Raw genomic sequence first — 22,061 nt, forward strand, 5'->3', positions numbered from 1 at the left:
AACCTCATTTTCAATTTACATTTATGAACCGAATTTCACTTTGGTTACTCCTCTGCCTTTGTTTTATTACTGATGGATTCGCGCAAGCCCCACAGGTCCCTCAGGACTACTTTTCCAATCCTATGGAAATTCCTCTGATTCTTTCAGGAAGTTTTGGAGAACTGCGCAGTAACCATTTTCATTCCGGTTTAGATATTAAAACACAACAGCGGGAAGGAATCCCGGTCTACGCTCCTGCAGACGGCTTTGTAAGCCGGATCAAAGTTTCGCATTACGGTTATGGGAAAGCCTTGTATATCAAACACACCAACGGTTATTCAACTGTATATGCCCATTTGAGCAACTATGCAGGTCCTATTCAGGATTATGTAAAAGGGCAGCAGTATAAGAAGGAATCCTACGTTATTGAGCTTTTTCCTGAGGCAGAGCTTCTGCCCGTGAAAAAAGGTGATCTGATCGCCTATTCTGGCAACAGTGGTAGCAGTGGTGGACCTCACCTCCACTTTGAAATTCGAGATGGGAATTCCCGCCCGATGAACCCTATGCTTTTCGGCGTGGACATCCCGGACGGCAAAAAACCCTTGATCAATAGTGTGATTGCCTATCCACAGAGTTCAGAGGCGCATATCAACAATGCCTTCAAGCCAGTTAAGCTCAGATTGATTCCGCAAAAAGACGGCTCTTTTAAAACTGAGAAGGTCAAAGCAATTGGGCAGATCGGTTTTGGAATTTCTGCCTATGACCAAATGGACGGCGCTTCTAATAAAAATGGTGTTTATGAGATCAAAACATCTTACAATGGTGAAACCAAATTAGAAGTCCTCTTTGATCGATTCAGCTTTAATGAAACGCGTTATTTAAACCAATACATCGATTACGGCTACTGGCAACGCAATAAAAGCCGCGTTCAACGTCTTTTTGTAGCGCCGAACAACCCTTTAAGTCTTTTTAAGAACCAAGATGCCAGTGGGCTTATTGAGGTGGAAGAAGGTTTCCAAGGAGTTTATTCCATCACGGTCAAAGATTTTCAGGACAATACTGTTCGTATAGACATTCCCATTGAGGGCGCGGCTACTACCAGTACTCCAAAGCAAAGCGATACCGACGGACTTAATTTTGTGAGTGCTGCTGAGAACACTTCCATTACCAAGGGCAAATTCTCTGTATTTATTCCGAGTAACAGTTTGTATGAGGACGTTTATTTGGATATTGAAGCCGAGGCAGACACCTTGGATTTCCATTATGATGAAGTCCCAATTCATAAAAACATTACCATTAGTTTTGATGCGAGTAACTATTCGGATCAGGACCTTGCCAAGCTCTTTATTGGGCGTTTGAACTACAAAGGAGAGCCGTACTATAATACCACCTATCGCAAAGGCAAAAAACTATCGATCCGCACCAGAACCTTTGGGACCTATGCTTTGGCTACTGACTTGCAAGCCCCGACCATCAGCCCAGAGAACTTTCAGGATCAAAAATGGATCAGCAACAACAAAACCCTTAAGATCAAGATCGAGGATGAAGGCAGTGGGATCAAGTCTTACCGCGCTACACTCAACGGCAAATTCATCCTGATGGAATATAATTACAAAAAGGACGTTTTAACTTATGATTTTGGGGATAATATCAGCACTGATACCGAAAACAATTTGAAGTTGGTTGTAGTAGATAATGTGGGAAATAGTACTACATTTGAAGCAACCTTTTTTAGAAAACAATCATAACCAACGCGTTTGAAACCTTCTAGACTCCCGTTTTTATTATTCTTTGTATTACTCACTTCTTTTGTTCAGGCGCAAACAGCGACTGTTAGAGGTATCGTTTTTGACCCAGACAACAATCCCTTAGATTCAGCCAATGTCACTTATGCTGACGGAGGAACGCTAACCGATTTTAGCGGATTCTATTTCTTAGAAATTCCCGCGAATCAAGAAGTTGTGGTCACCTTTACCCATGTAGGGCACAAAATGGTACAGATTCGCTTGAATCTAGACAGTAATGAAGATTACGAGTTCAACCCGCAAATGCAAGTGGATGTTACCCAGATCACAGAAGTAGTGATCACAGGGCGTGAAAACAAACAGGTTCAAGGGGTAACTTCTATTTCCCCGGCAACAGTGCGAAGAATCCCTGGAGCCAATGCTGGAGTGGAAAATTTGATCAAATCCTTACCGGGAGTTGGTGGGAACGATGAACTCAGTACGCAGTACACGGTGCGCGGTGGTAACTTTGATGAGAACCTGCTCTACGTTAATGAAATTGAGGTTTACAGACCTTTTTTGATCAGAAGCGGACAGCAAGAAGGATTGAGTTTTGTCAATACAGACTTGACTTCTTCTGTAGATTTCTCTGCTGGAGGATTTCAAGCCAAGTACGGAGATCGTTTGTCTTCTGTACTCGACATCACCTATAAGAAACCCACGGAATTTGAAGCCAGTGCAGACTTGAGCCTTTTGGGCGCAAGTGTATCGGCAGGAAGTATTTCTAACGACGGTCGTTTGAGCGGCATGGTTGGTTTGCGCTATCGTGACAACAGCCTTTTTGTAAACGCCAAACAAACCGAGACCAACTTTAGACCGCGTTTTGCAGATGCACAAGCCTATTTGAATTACAAGGTCAACAATCGATTTGACTTGAGCTTTTTAGGAAACGCAGCGATCAACCGATACAGCTTTGAACCTCAAACCCGTCAAACCAATTTTGGAACCTTAGCGGATCCTATCGCCTTGCTCATCTTCTATGAAGGACAGGAAGAAGACCGCTACGACACCTATTTTGGAGCCTTAAAAGGAACTTACCTAGTTTCTGAGAACTACACGGCCAAATTCATCGCTTCCATCTTCCAAACGCAGGAACAGGAATACTTTGACATCTTTGCCAACTACCGTTTGGGACAGGTGAACAACAATATTGGAGACGAGAATCTCGGGGAAGTTGAATTCAGTGAAGGTATCGGATCACAGCTTACCCACGCTAGAAACGATTTGGATGCTTTGATCATCAATGTGGAGCACAAAGGGAACCTGGCTGTTGGAGACAATAAGTTTGAATACGGCGTGAAATACACTCGTGAGGACATCATTGATCGCGTAGAAGAATACGAGATCATTGACTCAGCAGGATTTTCTATCCGTCCACCGCTTGTAGAATTTAGAAACGATCAACCCTACAGCCCGAACGCGACACCAATAGTACCTTTCAATACCATTCGCGCTCAAAATGATGTGCAGACCAACCGATTTTCTGGATATGCGCAATGGAGCCGCAAAACCACTTGGGGCAATAGCGATGTATGGCTAAACGCGGGAGTTCGCGCACACAATTGGACGGTTTCTGGAGACAATATTGAATCGGTGACTCAAACTGTGGTAAGCCCAAGAGTACAGTTTGCCATCAAGCCAGATTGGGATATGGACATGTTGTTCCGTCTTTCAGGTGGTTTTTATCATCAGCCTCCCTTCTATCGCGAGTTGAGAGATTCTACAGGAACGGTGAGACCGGGAGTAAAGGCACAACAATCTATTCATATTGTAGTGGGCAATGATTACAGCTTTAAGCTTTGGGGACGTCCTTTTACTTTAAATTCTGAGATCTATTATAAAGACCTGACTGATGTAAATCCGTATACCTTAGAAAACGTTCGTATACGTTACCGTGCTCGCAACAATGCTGTGGCCTATGCCTACGGTTTGGATATGCGATTGGCTGGGGAGTTTGTTCCTGGAACAGAAAGTTGGGTAAGTATGGGCTTTATGAAGACAGAGGAGAATATCGATGATCGTGGGTACATTTTTAGACCGACAGATCAACGCTTTAAAATCGCAGTACTCTTCCAAGATTACGTGCCTGTGATTCCACAATTGAAGGCCTATTTGAATTTAGTCTATAATACCGGATTACCGGCAGGTTCGCCGAGTTATGCAGATCCATATGATTTCCAAACACGATTGAGAGACTACCGCCGTGCCGACGTAGGTGTGTCTTACGTATTGGTAGATCAACAGGATTTCAAGCGCGAAAACGGATTCTTGAGCAACTTTAAGGAATTGAGCTTCGGAGCGGAGATCTTTAACATCTTTGACGTGAGAAACTCCATCACCAGCACTTTTGTGCGAGATGTGAATTCTAAGGTGCAGTTTTCCATCCCGAACTTCCTTACGCCTCGTGTATTTAACCTTAGGTTAAGAATGAAATTCTAGCAACTAGCTTTCCATAAATTCTTTTAGAATCCCTACTACGTAGTCGATCTCTTCTTTAGTATTGAAGATGCTGAAGGAGAATCGCAAGGATGGCTTTTTAAGGTCTTCCTCACTCAAAAAAGCAGACAGCACATGAGATGCTCCTGTACTCCCACTCTGACACGCACTCCCTTTAGAACAAGCAATACCCTTAAGATCCATTTGAAACAACAGCATTAACGCTTTTTGCGGCGGAATGGGCAAACAGACGTTTAAAAGCGTGTACGTACTCTGTGAAGGGTCTGCACAACTACCGTTAAAATTGATACCTGGCATATGCTCCTTAAGCTGCGCAATGAAATAATCCTTAATTCCTTGGATATGGGCACGCTCTTCTTCTAAATTGGCATAAGCCATCTCTAAGGCTTTAGCCATACCTACAATATTGTGTGTAGATTCTGTTCCCGCGCGCATTCCGCGCTCTTGTGCCCCTCCAAAGATCAATGGTTTTAAACCAGTATCCTTGCGGACATAAGCAAATCCAGCACCTTTTGGCCCGTGAAATTTATGCGCAGCTACGGCAGCAAAATCAATTCCAGAGGCGCCTAGATCTACATCGTAATGACCAATGGACTGCACGGTATCGGAATGAAAATAGGCTCCCGCCTCTTTAGCCATAGCCGCTACGCGCTCCACATCCAGTTTGGTACCTACCTCATTGTTGATATGCATTAAGCTCACTAAGGTCTTCTTAGAAGTATCAGCCAACAAACTCGATAAATGATCGTAATCAATATTGCTACATTTTTTAATGTTGACCCAATCGGCCTGAATTCCTCTATCTGCAGCCAACTCCTCTATGGTGTGTAAAACAGCGTGATGCTCTATGGGGGAAGAAATGATTCGCTCCACTTCCAAATCCCGTACACAGCTTTGCAGGATCAAATTGTCAGCTTCTGTCCCTCCTGAAGTAAAAATGATCTCTCCAGGATGCACATTGAGTTGTTTGGCTATGTCCTTTCGGGCTTTTTCAATTAGCGATTTAGACGCTCGCCCACTGTGGTGGGTAGAAGAGGGATTCCCAAAAGAATCGGCAAGCACGGCGGTCATGGTTTCTACCACTTCTGGTCTGAGTTGCGTGGTTGCGGCTGAATCTAGATATACAGTTTTCAGAGCCTTAAAATTTAGTTATTGTTGGTTAAAGTATAGCAAAAATAACATATTTCGAGTATTTTCGTTTTTAGTACTGTCTGCGGACTTTTTTTTGATCTATGAAGCGATTTACCTCCCGATTTTTATTACTCCTAAGCCTCGTTATCACTGCTGTTTCTTGTGATGATGGGGACATTATTGTAACCACTTTTGACTTTGATGATATTGCACTCACCAACTGTGGAGAGGTAGGAGATTACGTCTTCTTTAAGGTCAATAATACCAATTTGGAGTCCATCTCTTTGGTTTTGGGAACCAATGATGATATTTACCTTTCTACTCAAGAACGAAGCTATTCGCTTAACGGGACGAGTAATTTTGTGAACTACAGAACGTATACCGGAGAAGTTGATGCGAGTTTCTTTTGCAGTAATGTAACCCCATCAGAACCACAGATAGTCAGTGATTTCTCTGGTAATTCTGGGGAAGCTGTCTTAGATGTTATCGCTGTTGAAGATGATAATGACGGCATAGCCTTAGACAATGAGCTTGACGAACTCAATGAGGACGAAGATGACGATCCATTTACCAACCCGTTGGATACAGACGGTGATGGCCTTCCGGATTATATCGACTTTGATGACGATGGAGACAATATTCCCACAGAAAATGAGCTCGACACGGAAAACGCAGACGGCGATAACGATCCATATACCAATCCTAGAGACACGGACAACGATGGTATTCCAGATTATTTAGATCCAGACGATGATGGCGACGGCATTCTTACCCGCAATGAGGATACTAATGCCAATGAAAACCCGGCTGACGATGTGACGGACCCTTCTGTAGGCCCAGATTATCTAAACCCGGCTGTGACTAATGAAACTGTTGTGGAATCTTACCGCCCGCATGATTTTACTTTAAATACCTCAGTTACGGTAACACTTCTAGATCTAGTGCTGAGCAACGGCAGCGAAGAGCTGATTCGGGAAACCTTGTTCCTAGGTACCATTGACAACGCTTTCAATGCCACTTTTACCATCATTCCAGAGTTTACCAACGACTAGCCTTCTGGCTGATGTGTATTAGCGTAGCTCCTTGGCCGTATTTTTGGTAATCCGCAGGCTCGTGACGCAAACCGTCATAACGGCCAATAAGAAAGTGTAGCTCCGTTTTTAGCACCCCTTCACCTATTCCATGAATGAGCACAAGCTTGGGTAGTTTTTTCTGGATTGCCAAATCAATGCTTCGCTTTGCTCTTTCCAATTGAATCTCCAAATGCTCGTGAGGCATTAATCTGCGGTGATCTTTGACCAACTTCTCTATATGCAGATCCACCTCCATAGGCGGAATGGTCTTGGTCCTTTTAGGCTGTTGTTTGTGCTTTTGCTTTTTCTGAGCTTCCTGCTGTACTTCTTTTTGTTTGTGAGCAGCAGCAGCCATATTCAGCGGTTGATGGGCTAACTGTGGAACGAGTTCGTGGAGTTCAAATTCCAGGTCGAATCCATCCTCAGTTCTAACAAGGGCTAGTCCTTGACCAATTGAAACGATTTCTCCTTGGGTATTGTCTTCGATAGCCTCTACTCGATCACCAACCGAAAATCCCTGATTAACTGCCATTTAACGTCATTTAGACTGGATTACACGTAATTTTCGGGTAATTTATCGAATTTGTTCTTGGAACGTTTAGTTTTTTCCTACTTTTATGACAAATAATAGTACTTGCCCCCAATAAGTACACCCATAACTTGTTGAAAATCATGAAAAAACTATTGTTATTCTCATGCTTTGCAGCTGGACTCACTTCAGCATTTGCACAGCTCACAGTCCGACCGAATCCTACTTCTTCGACGGACTCCTACATTTATGTGAACGACGAGGTTCTCTATGTAGATGACGAAATAAATTTGACCTTAAACACTTACGATCCCACAACAGAGGCCAGCATTTACTTGCGCGGCGACAGTCAGCTTATTCAAGGCAACACAGGATCAAGCCCCAATTCAGGTACAGGTTTACTTTCTGTTTACCAACAAGGGTTTGCAGACAGCTACGAATATAACTTTTGGGCTTCCCCTATAGGTAGCGCATCTGGAGCGGCTGGAAATGAATACTTCGGTATTCGAAAGTTCTATGACGTAGTTGATGTTACCGACAGTAACCAAGCAACTAGAACTACCGCCTTTAATGGTTCCTCTAGCCCACTTACTATTTCTACACGTTGGATCTGGAAGTTTACGGCAGGAACAACTTATTCTGACTGGGTATACGTAGGTCAGAACACTACGGTAGCTCCAGGACAAGGATTTACTATGAAAGGTGTTGACGTTGGAGCCGATTTAGCCACCACACCCCAACAAGAATACGATTTTAGAGGAAAGCCGAACAGTGGTGACATCACCAACGCTGTGCTAGAAGACCAATTGACCTTGATTGGAAACCCATATCCCTCTGCTGTTGATTTGCAAGAGTTTTTTGATGGTAATCCTGATGTTGATGCCCAGGCCTTTTACTGGGAGCAAGACCACTCGGTAAATTCTCATTACCTAAACGCTTACCAAGGTGGTTATGCCGTTTGGACAGCAGACGGTACTGCTGATGGTTTTTATCAACCTGCGATCTTTTTATCGTATGCAGGCGATGGTTCTTCTGGACCTCCAACGGGAACGAGTGGAACAGCTTTAATTCAGCGTCGCTACGCTCCTATTGGACAAGGATTTATGGTACGTGGAGCTGCAGACGGTACGGTTACCATGCGTGATGAATACCGTGAATACGTGGTGGAAGGCGCATCTACTTTCTCTGAATTTAAAAGTGGAAGTGCTGATGGTTCTGCAGCAATGGTTGTAGACGGTACCGCGGCTGATGGTGATGAAACAGCGCGCCAAAAAGAGCGTCCTTTTGTAAGAATCACTGCGTTTATCAATGATAATTTTGCCTCTCCTCTAGCCCTCTTATTCTTTGACAAAGCAACCTTTGGTGAAGATCGCGGGATGGATGCCAAAAGCCCGAGAGATTTTGAAAATGATATTTATTGGAGTATTTCTGACGATCCCGATAATGAATACATCATTCAAACGGTACCTTTTGACCGAGGTGCAATGATTCCACTAGGATTTAAAGTTGGATCTACATCTGATTTCCGCTTGTATATTACTGAACGTGCTGAATTCAGTAAGGACATGTACTTATACGATGCAGTAAACGACACATACCGTTTGTTCAGTAAAGAGAATTATATAGAAATTAATGATCTGGCTCCAGGTGTCTATGAGGATCGCTTTTTTGTAGCGTTCAATAAAAGAGCTCACGAGGGTGAAGCTGCTACAGCCGCCGTTGAGGCCAAAGTACAGATCTTCCAAAATAATCCTTCTAAGCAATTAGAGATCTTAAACGACGAAGCCTTAGTACTTGAATCTGCAACGCTCTACGACATTAACGGACGTATCTTGTGGACACGCAATGACCTAGGTGCTAATTCTCGATATGCCTACCCAACGTCATTACTCGCAGACGGAATCTATATTCTAAGACTACAGACTAAGGACGGCGCTGTCAAAACAGAAAAGATTCGTGTATTCAACAAATAAGTAAACACTACAACATATCAAGTAAAATCCCCATTTCTTATGGGGATTTTTTATTTGCCTTATATTTTATTACTTTCAACTCCTAGGCAAGATGCCATCACAACCAATCAACTAATTAACCATGGAACAAATTCAAAACAAACCTAAAAACTATCTTGTTGAATCCATCTTAGTGACCATATTCTGCTGTTTGATCTTCGGGATCATTGGAATTGTAAATGCGGCTAAGGTGAACTCTGAGTATGAAGCTGGAAATATAGAAGGTGCATTGGCTGCTTCTAAACAAGCCCGAACTTGGACCCTTTGGGGCTTCATTATAGGCATCTTACAATACGTCATAGTAGCGATCATCTATTTCGTAATTGGTATTGCAGCACTTGGGAATTGGGGCTAGTGAAAATCAGCTTTAAAAACATTATCCTTGCATCTATACCAGTAGTAGCTTTACTACTGGTATATTTTTTTTACAACCCAGAAGATTTCAATTGGTTTCCCAAATGTCCTTTTTACAGTTTGACAGGTGTTTATTGTCCGGGTTGCGGAAGCCAAAGGGCCTTGCATAGCTTGGTTCATTTAGAGTTTGGTAAGACTGCTTCTTATAATTTTTTATTCCTCCCTGCCCTAGGAGTGGTCCTCTACAATTTTGGAGTCACCCTTTATAATCAATTATCCCAAAAGCAAATCACCAACTACATTTACAAACCCATCTTTCCAAAAGTGGTTTTGATCATTGTGTTGGTGTTCTGGGCTCTGAGAAATATTCCCTTTCAGCCTTTTTGCTATTTAGCTCCCTAATTATTGCTTTATAAAACGCTCAGTAATGGTGCGATTTGTTGCAGTAACTTTCAATACAAATACTCCCGCGCTTAGATTAGAAAGGTCAATCTGCGCCTGGTGACTCGTATTGAATTTCCCGCTGAGGACTTCTTGGCCTAGCGTATTATAGACCACGTAAGATTCCATGGATTCTTTAGGAAGTTGTAAATTCAATACTTCTGTTGCCGGATTTGGATAGAGTCGCAATCCTTGACCAATCTGTTGCTCCTCCACGCTTAAAATGGCATTGTCCTCAATGATGGTCACCGTCTGGTTAGCACTAAGGTCGTTGTAGGTATCTACAATTCCACTGGGCCAATAAACTTTCACTTGATCTACTGTTGCAGCTGTGCCAAGACCAAAGAACTCAGCCTCTGAATTCTGGCTTAAATACCCCTCTAAGGAAGCCGTAAAACGGTATTGTGTCAATCCATTGGCCAAAAGCTCAATTCGTGCGCCGATGCCGTCGCGATTACTAACCGTTCCTTCTAATTTTACTTTGAAGTAGTTGTTATTATTGAGCTCGCTGGTCTTGTTCTTCCAGATATAATCTGTGTAGGGATCTCTATTCGCTACTATTATGTCTGGATAACCGTCATTGTCAATATCGCCCATGGCATTACCATAGGAAAAAGCCAGATCTTCCTCAAAGCCCTGCCCCACGATTCGCTCAAAGCTAGCATCGCCTTGATTGTCATAGTAAGCCGCTGGTAAAATACCACCACCATCCGTGGCAAATTGACCACTCACGTAAAGATCTAAATAGCCGTCAAGATCTCCATCGAGCCATACCGCTCCCCAAGAGAAATAACCGAATTGCACCCCAGCACTAATTGCCGTGTTGCTGAAGGTTTCATCACCATTATTCTTCATTAAATAATTTCCCGGATCGGGATCTCCCGAATCTATAGTGGTGTTGGTAATATACATGTCTGTGTAACCATCATAGTCATAGTCTTCAATGGCTGAGCTCATCGCATTCATCTGATAGTCTGAACCCGAGAAGAAACTAATATCAGAAAAGGTCCCATTCGCCTGGTTCTTATACATAATGTTCTTACTCAACAATCGGTCATTGATCAAATAAAGCTCCATATAACCGTCGTTGTTGATGTCGTAAAAGGTTCCTTGAAAACTAAGCTCTGATCTGTTGCCTATCAAGGCCTCATTATTTACCAACGTAAAGGTCCCATCGTCATTGTTCTTATACAACATATTAGGGATCACTTGACTCAGATCGCGATTGGCTAGAAAGACATCTAAAAGGCCGTCATTGTTGTAATCACCCCAAGACGCTGAATTGGTATAGACATTGGTCGTTGGAAAACCAGCGGACTCCGTGATATCTATAAAATTAAAATCGTCATTGCGGTAAAACTTGTTAGGTCCAGTTTCACAGGACACAAATAGATCTTTGTCTCCGTCATTATCAAAATCGACCCAAACCACGCTCTTTGAAGCTACCATAGGGTCATCAATATCAAAACTAATCTCGGTAAAGTCTCCACCGGTATTCTTATAGAATCGAACCGGTTCTCCAGCGTTGGTACAAACGGTAATATCATCCCAGCCGTCGTCATCAAAGTCGACAAAGCTAATTCCAGTACCGTCACCTATATTTCTTATTTCGTTAAGGCCAAGTGAAGTCGCGGTCTCTTCAAAGAGCACTTGGCCGTGACCGCCGCTTGCCAATAGCAAGAACGGGATCACCAGTTGAGGGATTGATCTCATTAATCGGGGGGATTAAATAAAACACCCCCAAACCGAAGCTGGGGGTGTTAATCAAGATTATCTCAATAAGAAAATTCTTATTTGTTGAAAGTCATTGGTTCTACTTCTTCCATAATGAACGGAGCATCAATAGCAGAGGCGTCTTTAGCACCTTTTTCAGCTACAGTGGCTGCAGTTACATATTGGATACAGATTTCCCATCCTGGCTCAGTGAATAAATCATCAGATTCAAACACGAAAGTCAAACTAGCTCCAGAAGATTGGAAGGACTCTCCTTGAAGGCTTGTTCCTGTAAATCCGCTGTTTCCGTTAGCAGTTACTGTAGTAGCTCCACCAATGGTAGTTACTTCAGTTGCAGGATCTTCTGTAGCTCCATCGTAAACGCGCATGTAATCCCACTCGCTTTCAATATTGAATGCTTGGAAAGTAGCTAGTACAACCTGTCCTAAAGGAGCAGTAAATGTAGTGGTAGTATCTTCATTAAGACCATAGTCTCCAGTTGTTCCTCCTGAATCTACAAAGTCTTCATCACATACAAGTGGCGGTGGTGCTACTCCACAAACTTCAGCAGTCCATCCTTCTTCGGTTACAGAGAAGTCAGAAGTAAATACTAAAGTCAATGAATCTCCGGTTCCATCAATTTGCTGTTGGAATAAGTCACCTCCAGAATAAGTTCCAATCTCAGTCGCAGTAGCATCTGCACCATCATAAATGGTCAAGAAATCACAACAGCTTTCTGTGTTAAACGAGGTGAAGTAAAGGCTCATAGGAGAACCGTCAGCAGTAGTCACTACACGAGTAACGTTCTCATCGTTACGGTAATTTGTAATTGTTCCTCCAGTATCAGCAGAGAAAGAGATCGGGTCTGTACAAGTCAAAACAGGAAGTGGAACGTCTCCAGGGAAACTTACTGTTCCTGTTCTTCCGTTCCAAGACCAAGTTCCTTGGCTCTCTGTGATAAAACAACCGGCAGTTCCACCAGCATTTTGATTGGAGAAAGAATCATATCCAATATTGTTGAAATCACGAGCTGATGAACTTACACCTAAGTCATAAGTTGCTGTTGCAGGTCCCCATACTGAAGACTGGTCGAACAACCAGATCTCGTTCTGAACTCCTGCATTCAATAAGATCAAACCAGGAATTCCTGTCTGTCCGAAACATGCAAAGTCAAAAGTCTCAATGGTAGTATCCGTGAAAGGATTTCCAGATGGAGACAACACAAAAGATTCTGTAATGATCTCTCCAGCACCGGCAGGGTGAGGACTTCCATCACTAATCAAGTTCCAAACTCCTGTGAAGGCAGCATCACCGTCGTCCACATAGTTACCAAGAGATACAACACCTCGTTGAGAGCTGAATTCTTTGTACACGTGGCTGATTCCGTCTTTACCGTTGATGGTCACATCACTAACGATAGGATTGCCAAGGTCTGAAATGTCAAACGTAAAAGTTCCAGCTACACCTTTAAAAGTGAACTGAGTTCCAGCCATATCGGCTTCATGAGAAAAGAATGAATACTTCTCTCCATCAATAGACTTAGCCGTAGCGTTGAATTTTCCGTCGTTACCGGCGTTAATCCAAATCTTGGCGTTAAAGTCTGAGTCTAAAGTTGCAATAAATCCGTGGTACATTCCCAAGCTTGAATCGTCCAAAGCGGCGCTTGGCGTTGCTTTCGGGTCCACCGATTCTAAAAATGCGTTGGTTTCATTTTGATCTAGATCGGTACCTTCCTCGCTACAGGAGTAAGCCACAACCCCTAGAGCAAGTAGTAAAATAAATTTCTTCATTGTTAAATGCGAGGTTTTGAAAAGTTAAAAGTTCTGTTCGCTAAAATTCGAGTTGCCAATATATGTGCATTTTTAAAAAACGCAATGGAATTGTTAAGGAAATTTTAAAATTTCCATCAACAGTGTTATTTTTTCGATGTGTGAATAATAAAATCCTAAAATTTCTGACAATTCGTGATTTAAAGCTGCTGTCAACCCTTGCATAATGGGCGATCACATGGATTTGACACCTATGACTGCCTCAACACGCTCAAAACGAGTCAATTTCTATTCTGAACCATAAAAAAAGCCTTTAAAACTCAAATCAATTGAATTTTAAAGGCTTTATGCTCTTTTCAAAGAGCTAATGAACAGAAAAAGACCTTCCTTAATCTAAAACGATGGTACCGTTTCTGCCGTTCCAAGACCAAGTTCCAGAAGCAACTTCTGTGCAACTTAGATCTACATAGGCCTGTGTCCCTACTGTAGCACCATTAATAGTCGAACCAATATTCCAAGTAAGATCATTACCCAAAATGTTTGTAGTTTGTCCAAAGGCAGCAATTTCATCAACGTCTCTAGCTCCGATGATAGGAAGCACTAAGGTTTCTGGCCCCAATGTAAAAGGTGCATAAGTCCCTTCAGGAATAACACCACAACCTGAGGCTGTAAAACTTTCTTGAGAAGTGTCGTTGAACATACGTCCTTCTGGAGTTCCGTTGTCATAACAAATCACCAACTCGTCAATATTATCAACTGTAATGGTAAAGGTAAATGGTGGAAATGGAATAGGCTGAGTAATGTCTGTGGTTGAAGTACTGATGAAATCCCAAGTTCCTCCAAATCCAGAATCAGCTGAATCCACAAAAGTTCCTAATGAAACAGACGCTCTGGTATCAGCATCATCCTTTACCAAGCGAATATGGATAGGACGACTGTTTAAGTCAGATCCTAAAATCAATACATTATCACGATCTGATACGTCAATAGTAAAGAACGCATCTGCATTCTTGAATCTGAATTGATTCTCCCCTAAAGCCTGTCCTTTAAAGTAAAGCGATTTATCATTGTCCAATGCTACCAATGCCATTGGAGTTTCTGTTTCTGATATAGAAACGATCAATTCTCCATGAAACTCAGTATCTGCCGATACGAATACGCCACGATACATTCCCAAATTCGTTCCGTCTAAAGTAGCATCTGGTGTTGCGGTAGCCAAGGTGGCAATCTTAGCCAGGTCAATGGCATTGTCCTCAGGTAATTGTTGCGGTTCTTCTGCACAAGAAAACATTAGTGCAGCGGCACAAAGGCCTAGAAAAGTTCTTTTCATAGTGTGAGATTAATTAAAATTTTATTGGTTATTCAAATTCTTTGAGCGTTTTAGTTATGATTTGCACACAATCCAAAAGCTGCTCCTTATTCATCACCAATGGGGGAGCGAAACGAATAATGTTTCCATGGGTTGGTTTGGCCAATAGGCCGTTATCGCGCAATGCTAAACAAATGTTCCAGGCAGTATCTCCTTCTTCATCATCGTCAATAACGATGGCGTTCAAAAGACCTTTTCCGCGGACCAAAGTCACCACATTACTGGTTGCGATATATTTATTTATTTCTGATCTGAAGAGTTCACCCAATTGAAAGGCGTTCTCTGCAAGTTGTTCTTCTTGAATCACGTCTAAAGCAGCCATGGCTACCGCAGCAGCGATCGGGTTACCGCCAAAAGTAGAACCGTGGTTCCCAGGTCGGATCACGTTCATTACGTCATCATTGGCCAACACTGCAGATACCGGATATACACCACCACTTAGGGCTTTTCCTAAAATCAACATGTCTGGCTTAACCTCAGGAGTACCGCTACAATTCTTATCTGCGCAGCTACAATTCCCACAGGTAGCCAAAAGACGACCTGTTCTGGCAATACCGGTTTGCACCTCGTCCGCTATGAAAAGTACATTGTGAGCTTCACACAGGGCCTTCGCCTTTTTTAGGTAATCTTCAGAAGGCACATAAACCCCAGCTTCACCTTGAATAGGTTCCACTAAGAATCCAGCGATCTTATCATTATCTTTTAATACTGTCTCTAAGGCCTCAACATCATCATAAGCGATCTTGATGAAACCTTGGGTATACGGTCCAAAGTTCTTACGAGCCACAGGATCATTGGAAAAAGAAATGATGGTCGTGGTACGTCCGTGGAAGTTGTTTTCACAAACCACGATCTGCGCTTCATTCTCAGGAATACCTTTTTTCTCATAAGCCCATTTACGGCAGATCTTAACTGCCGTTTCAACGGCCTCTGCCCCTGTGTTCATAGGGAGCAACTTGTCAAATCCAAACAGCTCTGAGGCATATTTCTCATAACGCCCCAAAAGATCGTTATAAAATGCACGAGAAGTTAAGGTGAGTGTTTCTGCTTGATTGGTCAGTGCCCCAACGATCTTTGGATGGCAATGCCCTTGATTTACTGCTGAATAAGCCGATAAAAAATCGTAGTATTTCTTTCCTTCTACATCCCATACATATACTCCTTCTCCTCGAGAAAGAACTACAGGTAGTGGGTGATAATTGTGAGCGCCGTACTTATCCTCTAAAGCCATGGCCTCTTGCGATGTCAATCCTTCTAAAACAGACATTTTAAATATTTTTCAATTGAAACATGAGCAATTCCTTCTTGGCTACTACTGTCAGCAGGAGAGAAATCATCCTTTAGGGACAGCAAGTTACTAATTAGTTCACTCAGTATTTAAAAAGTAAACACAAAAATGTTGGAATTGTGGTACTTTTGCCGACATGGCGAGAAAACGCAATAGAAAAGTATTTGAAGCCCTTGAAATCATTGATGCTGGGGCTAAAGGGAAGGCAGTGGCAAAAGCTCCAGATGGACGTGTAGTTTTTATTGATAATGCAGTTCCTGGAGATGTGGCTACTATTCAAACCACCAAAAAACGCTCGGCCTATTATCACGGCACAGCTATTGAATTTCAAAGCTATTCAGATAAGCGCGTGGAGCCAGCTTGTGCGTACTTTGGAACCTGCGGAGGTTGCAAATGGCAAAATATGGGCTATCCCCATCAGTTAGAATACAAACAGCGAGAGGTTACACAGAACTTGAAGCGCTTGGGCGGTATTGAACCTCAGGAGATCATCCCAATCAAAGGATGTGACACTCCTTATTTCTACCGCAACAAAATGGAATTCTCCTTCAGTAACAATAAATGGTTGACCTTAGAGCAGATTAACTCGGGAGAGGCCATTGAAGACCGAAACGCCTTGGGCTTTCACATTCCGGGTATGTGGGACAAGATCTTGGATATTGACCAATGCCACCTGCAAGCAGATCCGTCTAACGCCATTAGAAATTTTGTCCGTGACTTTGCCAAAGAAAAAGGATTGGCCTTTTTTGACCCAAGAGCACAGCAAGGTTTACTGCGGACTTTAATGATCAGAAATACGAGCATCGGTGAGATCATGGTGCTTATTCAGTTCTATGACAACGACCAAGATGCCATTACCCTTGTTTTAGAAGCGGTTAAGCAACAGTTTCCAGAGATCACTTCCCTGCTTTATGTGATCAACCAAAAAGCAAATGACACTCTATATGATCAGGACATTTTGGTTCACTCCGGACGCGATCACATCATTGAAAACATGGAAGGGCTGGAATTTAAGATCAACGCCAAGTCGTTCTACCAAACGAACTCAGAGCAGGCTTACGAACTCTATAAGATCGCTCGTGAATTCGCAGGCTTAAACGGAACCGAACTGGTCTATGACCTCTATACCGGAACAGGCACCATTGCACAATTTGTATCTAAACAGGCGGCCAAGGTGATTGGTGTTGAAGCGGTTCCTGAAGCCATAGAAGCTGCAAAAGCCAATGCACAGCACAATAAGATTGACAACTGCGAGTTCTATGTGGGAGACATGAAAAACATATTTAACCAAGAATTCATTGACACTCACGGCGCGCCAGATTTGGTGATCACAGACCCGCCAAGAGACGGTATGCACAAAGATGTGGTAGCACAATTGCTTCAATTGGAAGCTCCTAAAATTGTATACGTGAGCTGTAACAGTGCTACTCAGGCACGAGATTTGCAGCTGCTTGCAGAAAAATACGAGGTTGTAAAGTCTCAGGCTGTGGATATGTTCCCACAAACCCATCATGTAGAAAATGTTGTACTTTTAACCAAACGATAGTTGCCTGCTTTGAAAAGAACATTTGCGTTGTTGTGTTGTTTATTATTTGTCATGGGATGTACCCGAGATGATATCTGTCCGGAAAGCACACCGACCACTCCCCTTTTGATCATCACCTTTAAGGATTTTGCCAATCAAACGCAGTCCAAAACTGTCCCTAGTCTGGAAGTGCGCGACGCAGATACAGGAGAACTTGTGCTCTTTAGTGTTGCAAGTACGGACTCCATAGCGATCCCACTGCGCAATTTTGCAAGCCGCACCGATTTGCTTTTTATTCGTGAGGCCGACACCACGGATATGGAGGACTCCAACGTTGATCAGTTTAATTTGGTTTACACCACAGAAGATATTTACTTAAATCGCGCTTGCGGATTCATTAGTAATTACAATGATGTGAGCGGTCAACTTATCAACGAATCGGGTACGAACTGGATCTTTAGTTTCGAATTATTACAAACCACAATCAGTGATCAGAATGAGGCTCACCTTACTCTTTTTCATTAGCCTGTTGCTTTTTAGCACTGCGGATGGCCTCGCACAGGATACCACAGAAGTGGTTCAAGATTCTGTTCGACTGAAAAAACGCGACAATAAATACGGATTGCGTGTGGGGCTGGATCTGGCAAAACCCTTACGCACTGCCTTAGAGGATGGGTATACCGGCTTTGAGATCACTGCAGACTTTAGAGTTTCTAAACGATTCTATGCCGCTTTGGAACTAGGGACCGAGGAGAAAGAACGCAATGAGGAGAATTTAAACTCAGTAGCCAGAGGGAGTTATTTTAAGATCGGAGCTGATTTTAACGCTTATGATAACTGGCCTGGACTCAACAACAGCATCTTTGCGGGCTTGCGCTATGGGTTCGCCACCTTTAAACAGGAACTGGTTTCCTATGGTATTTACACAACCGATCAAAGCTTGCAGGAGTTTGAGCTTAGAGATAATCCGCAGACCTTTGAAGGCTTAAATGCCTCTTGGGTAGAACTGATTGTCGGTGTTAAGACCGAACTCTTCAACAATTTATTCTTGAGTTTGAATGTGCAGCTTAAGAATAGAATTAGTGAGACCAAACCGGAGAACTTTGACAATCTTTACATTCCAGGTTTTAACAGAACCTATGACGAAAGCAAATTTGGTGTGGGCTACGGATACACGATCAGCTATCTGATCCCGATCTTCAAGCGCTAGTGTTGCTTTTTAGCCTTTTTGCTCCCAGAGTACATTTCATAGCGGACCAAGCGACTTTCTAATTTACCATTGAAGAGTTTGATCTTGCGCGATGGACGCAGTCCAACAGACTTGAGCGCTTCTAAATTTCCGCATAACATCCATGCTTGCGTTCCGGGATATCCTCTTTTTAAGGTATCCCCGATCTTCTGATAGAAGGCTTCCGTATCTACGGATAAACGCTCGTCATAAGGCGGATTAAAGATGATGAAACTCGGTTTGTCGTCGGCTTTGGAAGATTCGAAAAAGTCTTGTCGCTCGATAGTCACAAATTCACCAAGGTTGGCATTTTTTATGTTTCCTCGAGAGACCTGCAAGGCCTTCCCGTCTATATCAAATCCTTTGATCTTATAATGAAAGTCTCGAATCTTGTTCAAGGCAGCGTTTTCTATGGTCTCATAAAGGTCTGGATCAAAATCGGGCCAATGCTCAAAACCGAATTCATCCCGATTTAAATTCGGGGGTATATTACAGGCGATCATAGCGGCTTCTGCCAATATGGTCCCGCTACCACTCATTGGGTCTAACAGGTCACATTGCCCGCGCCAACCCGACAGCAGTACAATTCCAGCAGCCAGCACTTCATTGAGCGGAGCCAGCGTGATTGCCGTTTTATAGCCGCGCTTGTGCAAAGATCCGCCGGAACTATCTAAAGATACCGTACAACGATTTCTGTCAATATGCAGGTTTATGCGCAAGTTTGGGTGCATCAGATCAACATTGGGGCGCGTTCCTTCGCGTTCTCGGAACCGATCCACAATCGCGTCTTTGGTCTTAAGGGCAATGAATTTGGAATGTGTAAACTGCTGAGAGTGCACTGTTGCATCAACGGCAAGGGTGCCATCAGCCTTCATATAATCTTCCCATGAGATCTTCTTAACCTTATTGTAGAGATCATCTTCTGAAAACACCGGGAAACTGGCTATAGGCTTTAAGATCTTTATTGCAGTTCTGCAACAGAGATTGGCCTTATACATAAAGCCAAGATCACCCATAAAACTAACAGAACGTCTGCCAGAGGTGACTCCAGATGCTCCTAATTTTCTCAATTCTTCTGCCAATACCTCTTCCAATCCAAAGAGTGTCTTGGCTACCATTTGATAGTTTTTTCCCATAAGATCGCTGTACGATGCCCTAAAAATAGACTATTTTAGCCCTTTAATCCATTTGCATGCAAGAGATTCCTGAATCTTGGTACACATCCTGGTTCAATTCCCCGTATTATCACATCCTCTATAAGGATCGCGATTATTCGGAAGCCGCTGGTTTTATGGACAACCTGACAAGAGCATTGAATTTACCTAAAAGTGCTCACATTCTAGATTTGGCCTGCGGACGAGGTAGACATTCTATTTATTTGGCAGGTTTAGGTTACCGAGTCACCGGTGCGGATTTATCTCCAAAGAGTATTGCAGAAGCCAAAAAGCACGAGCGGCCAGGATTGCAGTTTGTGATTCACGATATGTGCTTGCCTTTTTTGGAATCTTTTGATGCCATTTTCAATCTCTTTACTTCCTTTGGATATTTTGAAAGTGCCAATGATAACCTTCGTGCTATTAGAGCCATTAAGCAGAGTTTAGCTCCAGATGGCGTAGGTGTAATTGATTTTCTGAATGTGAATCATGTGGCTGAACATTTAGTGGCCAATGAAGAAAAAACGGTTGACGGGATTGCGTTTAAAATTACCCGCCAGATCGATGATAAGTTCATAACCAAGACCATTTCCTTTGAAGATCAAGGTAAAGAGCATGTTTTTGCAGAGCGCGTATCTGCTATGGATTTAGACCAATTCAAAGCTTATTTTGAAATCGCTGGTGTGACATTGATTAACACTTACGGGGATTATGAACTAGCACCTTTTGACCCTGATACTTCTGAACGACTTATTCTGATCTTTAAGTGATGTTATACCTGAGTTTATTTTTATCGGTCATCATTGGATATGGAGTTGCTTATGGCATAAGAACCAAGGATACTTCGCGCTTTAATCTGTTGTTATCCTTTAGCGGGGCCTTTTTGCTTTCCGTAACTGTATTTGAGTATTTGCCCGAGCTCTATCAAAATTCTGAAAACGCCCTTGGAATTTTCATTATGGGAGGAATTTTGCTTCAGTTAATATTAGATTTCTTTTCTAAAGGTGCAGAACACGGACATATACATATTGACACAAAGAGCAACAGTTTTCCTTTTGCTCTATTTATAAGTCTTTCCATTCACGCCCTACTTGAAGGTATTCCTGTTGCTGCGAGCGACCATTTACTATATGGCGTGTTAATTCACAAAGTCCCTATTGCGGCTATTTTGGGAATCTTTTTGATAAAATCTGGATTCAAACCTTGGATCACTTTATTGTTTTTAAGTGGATTTGCTCTTATGACTCCCTTAGGGAGCTATATGAGTCAACATTTTATGGGTATTCAAGAATACCTACCTTATCTCAACGCAATTGTGGTTGGTATTTTTCTGCATGTATCAACAACTATCCTGTTTGAAAGCAATAAAAACCACAGTTTTAATCTGATTAAACTGCTTACTGTTATTCTGGCAATGGGAATTGCTTACTTCATTTAATAACGTTTTTTCTAATTGTAAGTTGCGATTTAGGACAGAATGAAGAAGCCAACGATTTGGCTTTTGAATGATGTGCCAGATGGTGCGAGGGAAAGTGGAGCTTCGAAGCAACGGGCCAGGCTGCCTCGCTGCATTATGCCTTTTTAATGCAATATCTATATTCAAGAAATTTCTAAAAACAAAAAGACCCGTCCTAATTTTAGAACGGGTCTTTAATGAAGAAAAGGTGCCGGAGCGTTTAGAAAATGTACAGTGTACATTTTTAGCGACGGGCGAGCGCTGAGGCGCTGGCATGTCGCTAGCCTTTTTGTGTACTATTTATAATTGAGATCTTTTTATAAACAAAAAAGTCCCTGCTCTATATAGAGCAAGGACTTTATGATAAAAAAGGGGAGCGAGGGATCATAAAAGGTCTGGTAGACCTTTTACCCGAGCTGCCGGCCTGCCGCGTAGGAGTCGCTGCCTTTTTACGGCAATATGCTGATTTAAGAACTTTCTATAAACAAAAAACCCTTGCTAGATAAACTAACAAGGGTTTATGATAAAAAAGGCAGCGACATACTCTCCCACTTGGTATAGCAGTACCATCTGCGCAGATGGGCTTAACTTCTCTGTTCGGAATGGTAAGAGGTGAGCCCCATCGCTATAGCCACCTTAAGTTTTCAATCCCGCACTGGATGCGGGACCTCTTGAGTCAATAGCTCAAGATTAATATCGTGACATAAAGGAAAAAGAGATTCGAGAGTTTCTAGCAAGTTCATTTGAACTGCATTAAATTTTTAAAGCAAAGAGTGGCTTCCCTGACCCGAAGATCAGG

At 42.6% G+C, this 22,061-nt stretch carries 18 protein-coding genes and 1 rRNA gene; 11 read left to right on the forward strand and 8 right to left on the reverse strand.

Going from position 1 to position 22,061, the window contains the following annotated elements; translation table 11 throughout:
• The first annotated feature begins 23 nt into the window (after positions 1-23).
• Both POW22_RS07130 and POW22_RS07135 read left to right on the forward strand, forming a co-directional pair.
• The gene (locus POW22_RS07130; RefSeq protein WP_272831943.1) at positions 24-1,727 is read left to right on the forward strand and encodes a M23 family metallopeptidase; all 1,704 of its coding nucleotides are present in this window, start codon (positions 24-26) and stop codon (positions 1,725-1,727) included.
• Positions 1,728-1,736: 9 nt separating this feature from the next.
• Complete coding sequence (locus tag POW22_RS07135; RefSeq protein ID WP_272831944.1) at positions 1,737-4,202, forward strand: TonB-dependent receptor; 2,466 nt, start codon at positions 1,737-1,739, stop codon at positions 4,200-4,202.
• Between the two features lie 3 nt (positions 4,203-4,205).
• Here the strand turns inward: POW22_RS07135 and POW22_RS07140 are convergent, their stop codons facing one another.
• Positions 4,206-5,354: a cysteine desulfurase family protein gene (locus tag POW22_RS07140; protein ID WP_272831961.1), complete on the reverse strand. Its 1,149-nt coding sequence runs from the start codon at positions 5,352-5,354 to the stop codon at positions 4,206-4,208.
• 98 nt (positions 5,355-5,452) lie between these two features.
• Here POW22_RS07140 and POW22_RS07145 point away from each other — a divergent pair, with 98 nt between their 5' ends.
• Positions 5,453-6,403: a hypothetical protein gene (locus tag POW22_RS07145; RefSeq protein ID WP_272831945.1), complete on the forward strand. Its 951-nt coding sequence runs from the start codon at positions 5,453-5,455 to the stop codon at positions 6,401-6,403.
• On the opposite strand, the gene POW22_RS07150 is transcribed toward POW22_RS07145, so the two are convergent.
• Complete coding sequence (locus POW22_RS07150; protein ID WP_272831946.1) at positions 6,390-6,956, reverse strand: Smr/MutS family protein; 567 nt, start codon at positions 6,954-6,956, stop codon at positions 6,390-6,392. The two genes, POW22_RS07145 and POW22_RS07150, sit on opposite strands and share 14 nt — an antisense overlap.
• Before the next feature lie 140 nt (positions 6,957-7,096).
• On the opposite strand from POW22_RS07150, the gene POW22_RS07155 reads away from it, so the two are divergent.
• The 3 genes from POW22_RS07155 to POW22_RS15445 all read left to right on the forward strand — a co-directional run bounded on the left by POW22_RS07155 (position 7,097) and on the right by POW22_RS15445 (position 9,721).
• Positions 7,097-8,926, forward strand: coding sequence for a T9SS type A sorting domain-containing protein (locus tag POW22_RS07155; RefSeq protein ID WP_272831947.1), 1,830 nt, complete (start codon positions 7,097-7,099; stop codon positions 8,924-8,926).
• Positions 8,927-9,047: 121 nt separating this feature from the next.
• The gene (locus POW22_RS07160) at positions 9,048-9,320 is read left to right on the forward strand and encodes a CD225/dispanin family protein (protein ID WP_272831948.1); all 273 of its coding nucleotides are present in this window, start codon (positions 9,048-9,050) and stop codon (positions 9,318-9,320) included.
• On the forward strand, positions 9,320-9,721 hold the full coding sequence (locus tag POW22_RS15445) for a DUF2752 domain-containing protein (RefSeq protein ID WP_419180994.1): 402 nt from the start codon (positions 9,320-9,322) through the stop codon (positions 9,719-9,721). Before POW22_RS07160 ends, POW22_RS15445 begins: the two co-directional genes overlap by 1 nt.
• On the opposite strand, the gene POW22_RS07165 is transcribed toward POW22_RS15445, so the two are convergent.
• From POW22_RS07165 to rocD, 4 genes are all read right to left on the reverse strand, one after another.
• Positions 9,722-11,473: a T9SS type A sorting domain-containing protein gene (locus POW22_RS07165; protein WP_272831949.1), complete on the reverse strand. Its 1,752-nt coding sequence runs from the start codon at positions 11,471-11,473 to the stop codon at positions 9,722-9,724.
• Between the two features lie 77 nt (positions 11,474-11,550).
• Positions 11,551-13,263: a CUB domain-containing protein gene (locus POW22_RS07170; RefSeq protein WP_272831950.1), complete on the reverse strand. Its 1,713-nt coding sequence runs from the start codon at positions 13,261-13,263 to the stop codon at positions 11,551-11,553.
• Between the two features lie 367 nt (positions 13,264-13,630).
• Complete coding sequence (locus POW22_RS07175; protein ID WP_272831951.1) at positions 13,631-14,572, reverse strand: hypothetical protein; 942 nt, start codon at positions 14,570-14,572, stop codon at positions 13,631-13,633.
• Positions 14,573-14,600: 28 nt separating this feature from the next.
• Positions 14,601-15,878 carry an ornithine--oxo-acid transaminase gene (gene rocD, locus POW22_RS07180; protein WP_272831952.1) on the reverse strand — a complete coding sequence of 426 codons (1,278 nt, stop codon included), beginning with the start codon at positions 15,876-15,878 and terminating at the stop codon, positions 14,601-14,603.
• 157 nt (positions 15,879-16,035) lie between these two features.
• Between rocD and rlmD the strand changes: the two genes are divergently transcribed.
• The 3 genes from rlmD to POW22_RS07195 are packed head-to-tail and all read left to right on the forward strand — an operon-like array spanning position 16,036 to position 18,634.
• Positions 16,036-17,445, forward strand: a complete 1,410-nt coding sequence (gene rlmD, locus POW22_RS07185; protein ID WP_272831953.1) for a 23S rRNA (uracil(1939)-C(5))-methyltransferase RlmD — start codon at positions 16,036-16,038, stop codon at positions 17,443-17,445.
• Between the two features lie 51 nt (positions 17,446-17,496).
• The gene (locus POW22_RS07190; RefSeq protein ID WP_272831954.1) at positions 17,497-17,949 is read left to right on the forward strand and encodes a DUF6452 family protein; all 453 of its coding nucleotides are present in this window, start codon (positions 17,497-17,499) and stop codon (positions 17,947-17,949) included.
• Positions 17,921-18,634 (forward strand): DUF6048 family protein, encoded by a 714-nt coding sequence (locus POW22_RS07195; protein ID WP_272831955.1) that lies wholly within the window; start codon positions 17,921-17,923, stop codon positions 18,632-18,634. The genes POW22_RS07190 and POW22_RS07195 overlap by 29 nt, the downstream gene beginning before the upstream one ends.
• On the opposite strand, the gene POW22_RS07200 is transcribed toward POW22_RS07195, so the two are convergent.
• The gene (locus POW22_RS07200; protein WP_272831956.1) at positions 18,631-19,788 is read right to left on the reverse strand and encodes a THUMP domain-containing class I SAM-dependent RNA methyltransferase; all 1,158 of its coding nucleotides are present in this window, start codon (positions 19,786-19,788) and stop codon (positions 18,631-18,633) included. The genes POW22_RS07195 and POW22_RS07200 overlap by 4 nt on opposite strands.
• Before the next feature lie 56 nt (positions 19,789-19,844).
• Here POW22_RS07200 and POW22_RS07205 point away from each other — a divergent pair, with 56 nt between their 5' ends.
• Positions 19,845-20,576 (forward strand): class I SAM-dependent methyltransferase, encoded by a 732-nt coding sequence (locus tag POW22_RS07205; protein ID WP_272831957.1) that lies wholly within the window; start codon positions 19,845-19,847, stop codon positions 20,574-20,576.
• Positions 20,576-21,244 carry a ZIP family metal transporter gene (locus POW22_RS07210; protein ID WP_272831958.1) on the forward strand — a complete coding sequence of 223 codons (669 nt, stop codon included), beginning with the start codon at positions 20,576-20,578 and terminating at the stop codon, positions 21,242-21,244. The genes POW22_RS07205 and POW22_RS07210 overlap by 1 nt, the downstream gene beginning before the upstream one ends.
• 545 nt (positions 21,245-21,789) lie before the next feature.
• On the opposite strand, the gene rrf is transcribed toward POW22_RS07210, so the two are convergent.
• Positions 21,790-21,901, reverse strand: a 5S ribosomal RNA gene (rrf, locus tag POW22_RS07215).
• Between the last annotated feature and the right edge of the window lie 160 nt (positions 21,902-22,061).

Origin of the sequence: Gilvibacter sediminis, assembly GCF_028561565.1 — a bacterium.
Taxonomy (GTDB): domain Bacteria; phylum Bacteroidota; class Bacteroidia; order Flavobacteriales; family Flavobacteriaceae; genus Gilvibacter; species Gilvibacter sediminis.

Coding starts and splice junctions, on each gene's coding strand:
- POW22_RS07130 (WP_272831943.1), top strand. CDS start 24: ATGAACCGAATTTCACTTTGGTTACTCCTCTGCCTTTGTTTTATTACT.
- POW22_RS07145 (WP_272831945.1), top strand. CDS start 5,453: ATGAAGCGATTTACCTCCCGATTTTTATTACTCCTAAGCCTCGTTATC.
- POW22_RS07150 (WP_272831946.1), bottom strand. CDS start 6,956: ATGGCAGTTAATCAGGGATTTTCGGTTGGTGATCGAGTAGAGGCTATC.
- POW22_RS07155 (WP_272831947.1), top strand. CDS start 7,097: ATGAAAAAACTATTGTTATTCTCATGCTTTGCAGCTGGACTCACTTCA.
- POW22_RS07160 (WP_272831948.1), top strand. CDS start 9,048: ATGGAACAAATTCAAAACAAACCTAAAAACTATCTTGTTGAATCCATC.
- POW22_RS07165 (WP_272831949.1), bottom strand. CDS start 11,473: ATGAGATCAATCCCTCAACTGGTGATCCCGTTCTTGCTATTGGCAAGC.
- POW22_RS07170 (WP_272831950.1), bottom strand. CDS start 13,263: ATGAAGAAATTTATTTTACTACTTGCTCTAGGGGTTGTGGCTTACTCC.
- POW22_RS07175 (WP_272831951.1), bottom strand. CDS start 14,572: ATGAAAAGAACTTTTCTAGGCCTTTGTGCCGCTGCACTAATGTTTTCT.
- rocD (WP_272831952.1), bottom strand. CDS start 15,878: ATGTCTGTTTTAGAAGGATTGACATCGCAAGAGGCCATGGCTTTAGAG.
- rlmD (WP_272831953.1), top strand. CDS start 16,036: ATGGCGAGAAAACGCAATAGAAAAGTATTTGAAGCCCTTGAAATCATT.
- POW22_RS07190 (WP_272831954.1), top strand. CDS start 17,497: ATGGGATGTACCCGAGATGATATCTGTCCGGAAAGCACACCGACCACT.
- POW22_RS07195 (WP_272831955.1), top strand. CDS start 17,921: ATGAGGCTCACCTTACTCTTTTTCATTAGCCTGTTGCTTTTTAGCACT.
- POW22_RS07200 (WP_272831956.1), bottom strand. CDS start 19,788: ATGGGAAAAAACTATCAAATGGTAGCCAAGACACTCTTTGGATTGGAA.
- POW22_RS07205 (WP_272831957.1), top strand. CDS start 19,845: ATGCAAGAGATTCCTGAATCTTGGTACACATCCTGGTTCAATTCCCCG.
- POW22_RS07210 (WP_272831958.1), top strand. CDS start 20,576: ATGTTATACCTGAGTTTATTTTTATCGGTCATCATTGGATATGGAGTT.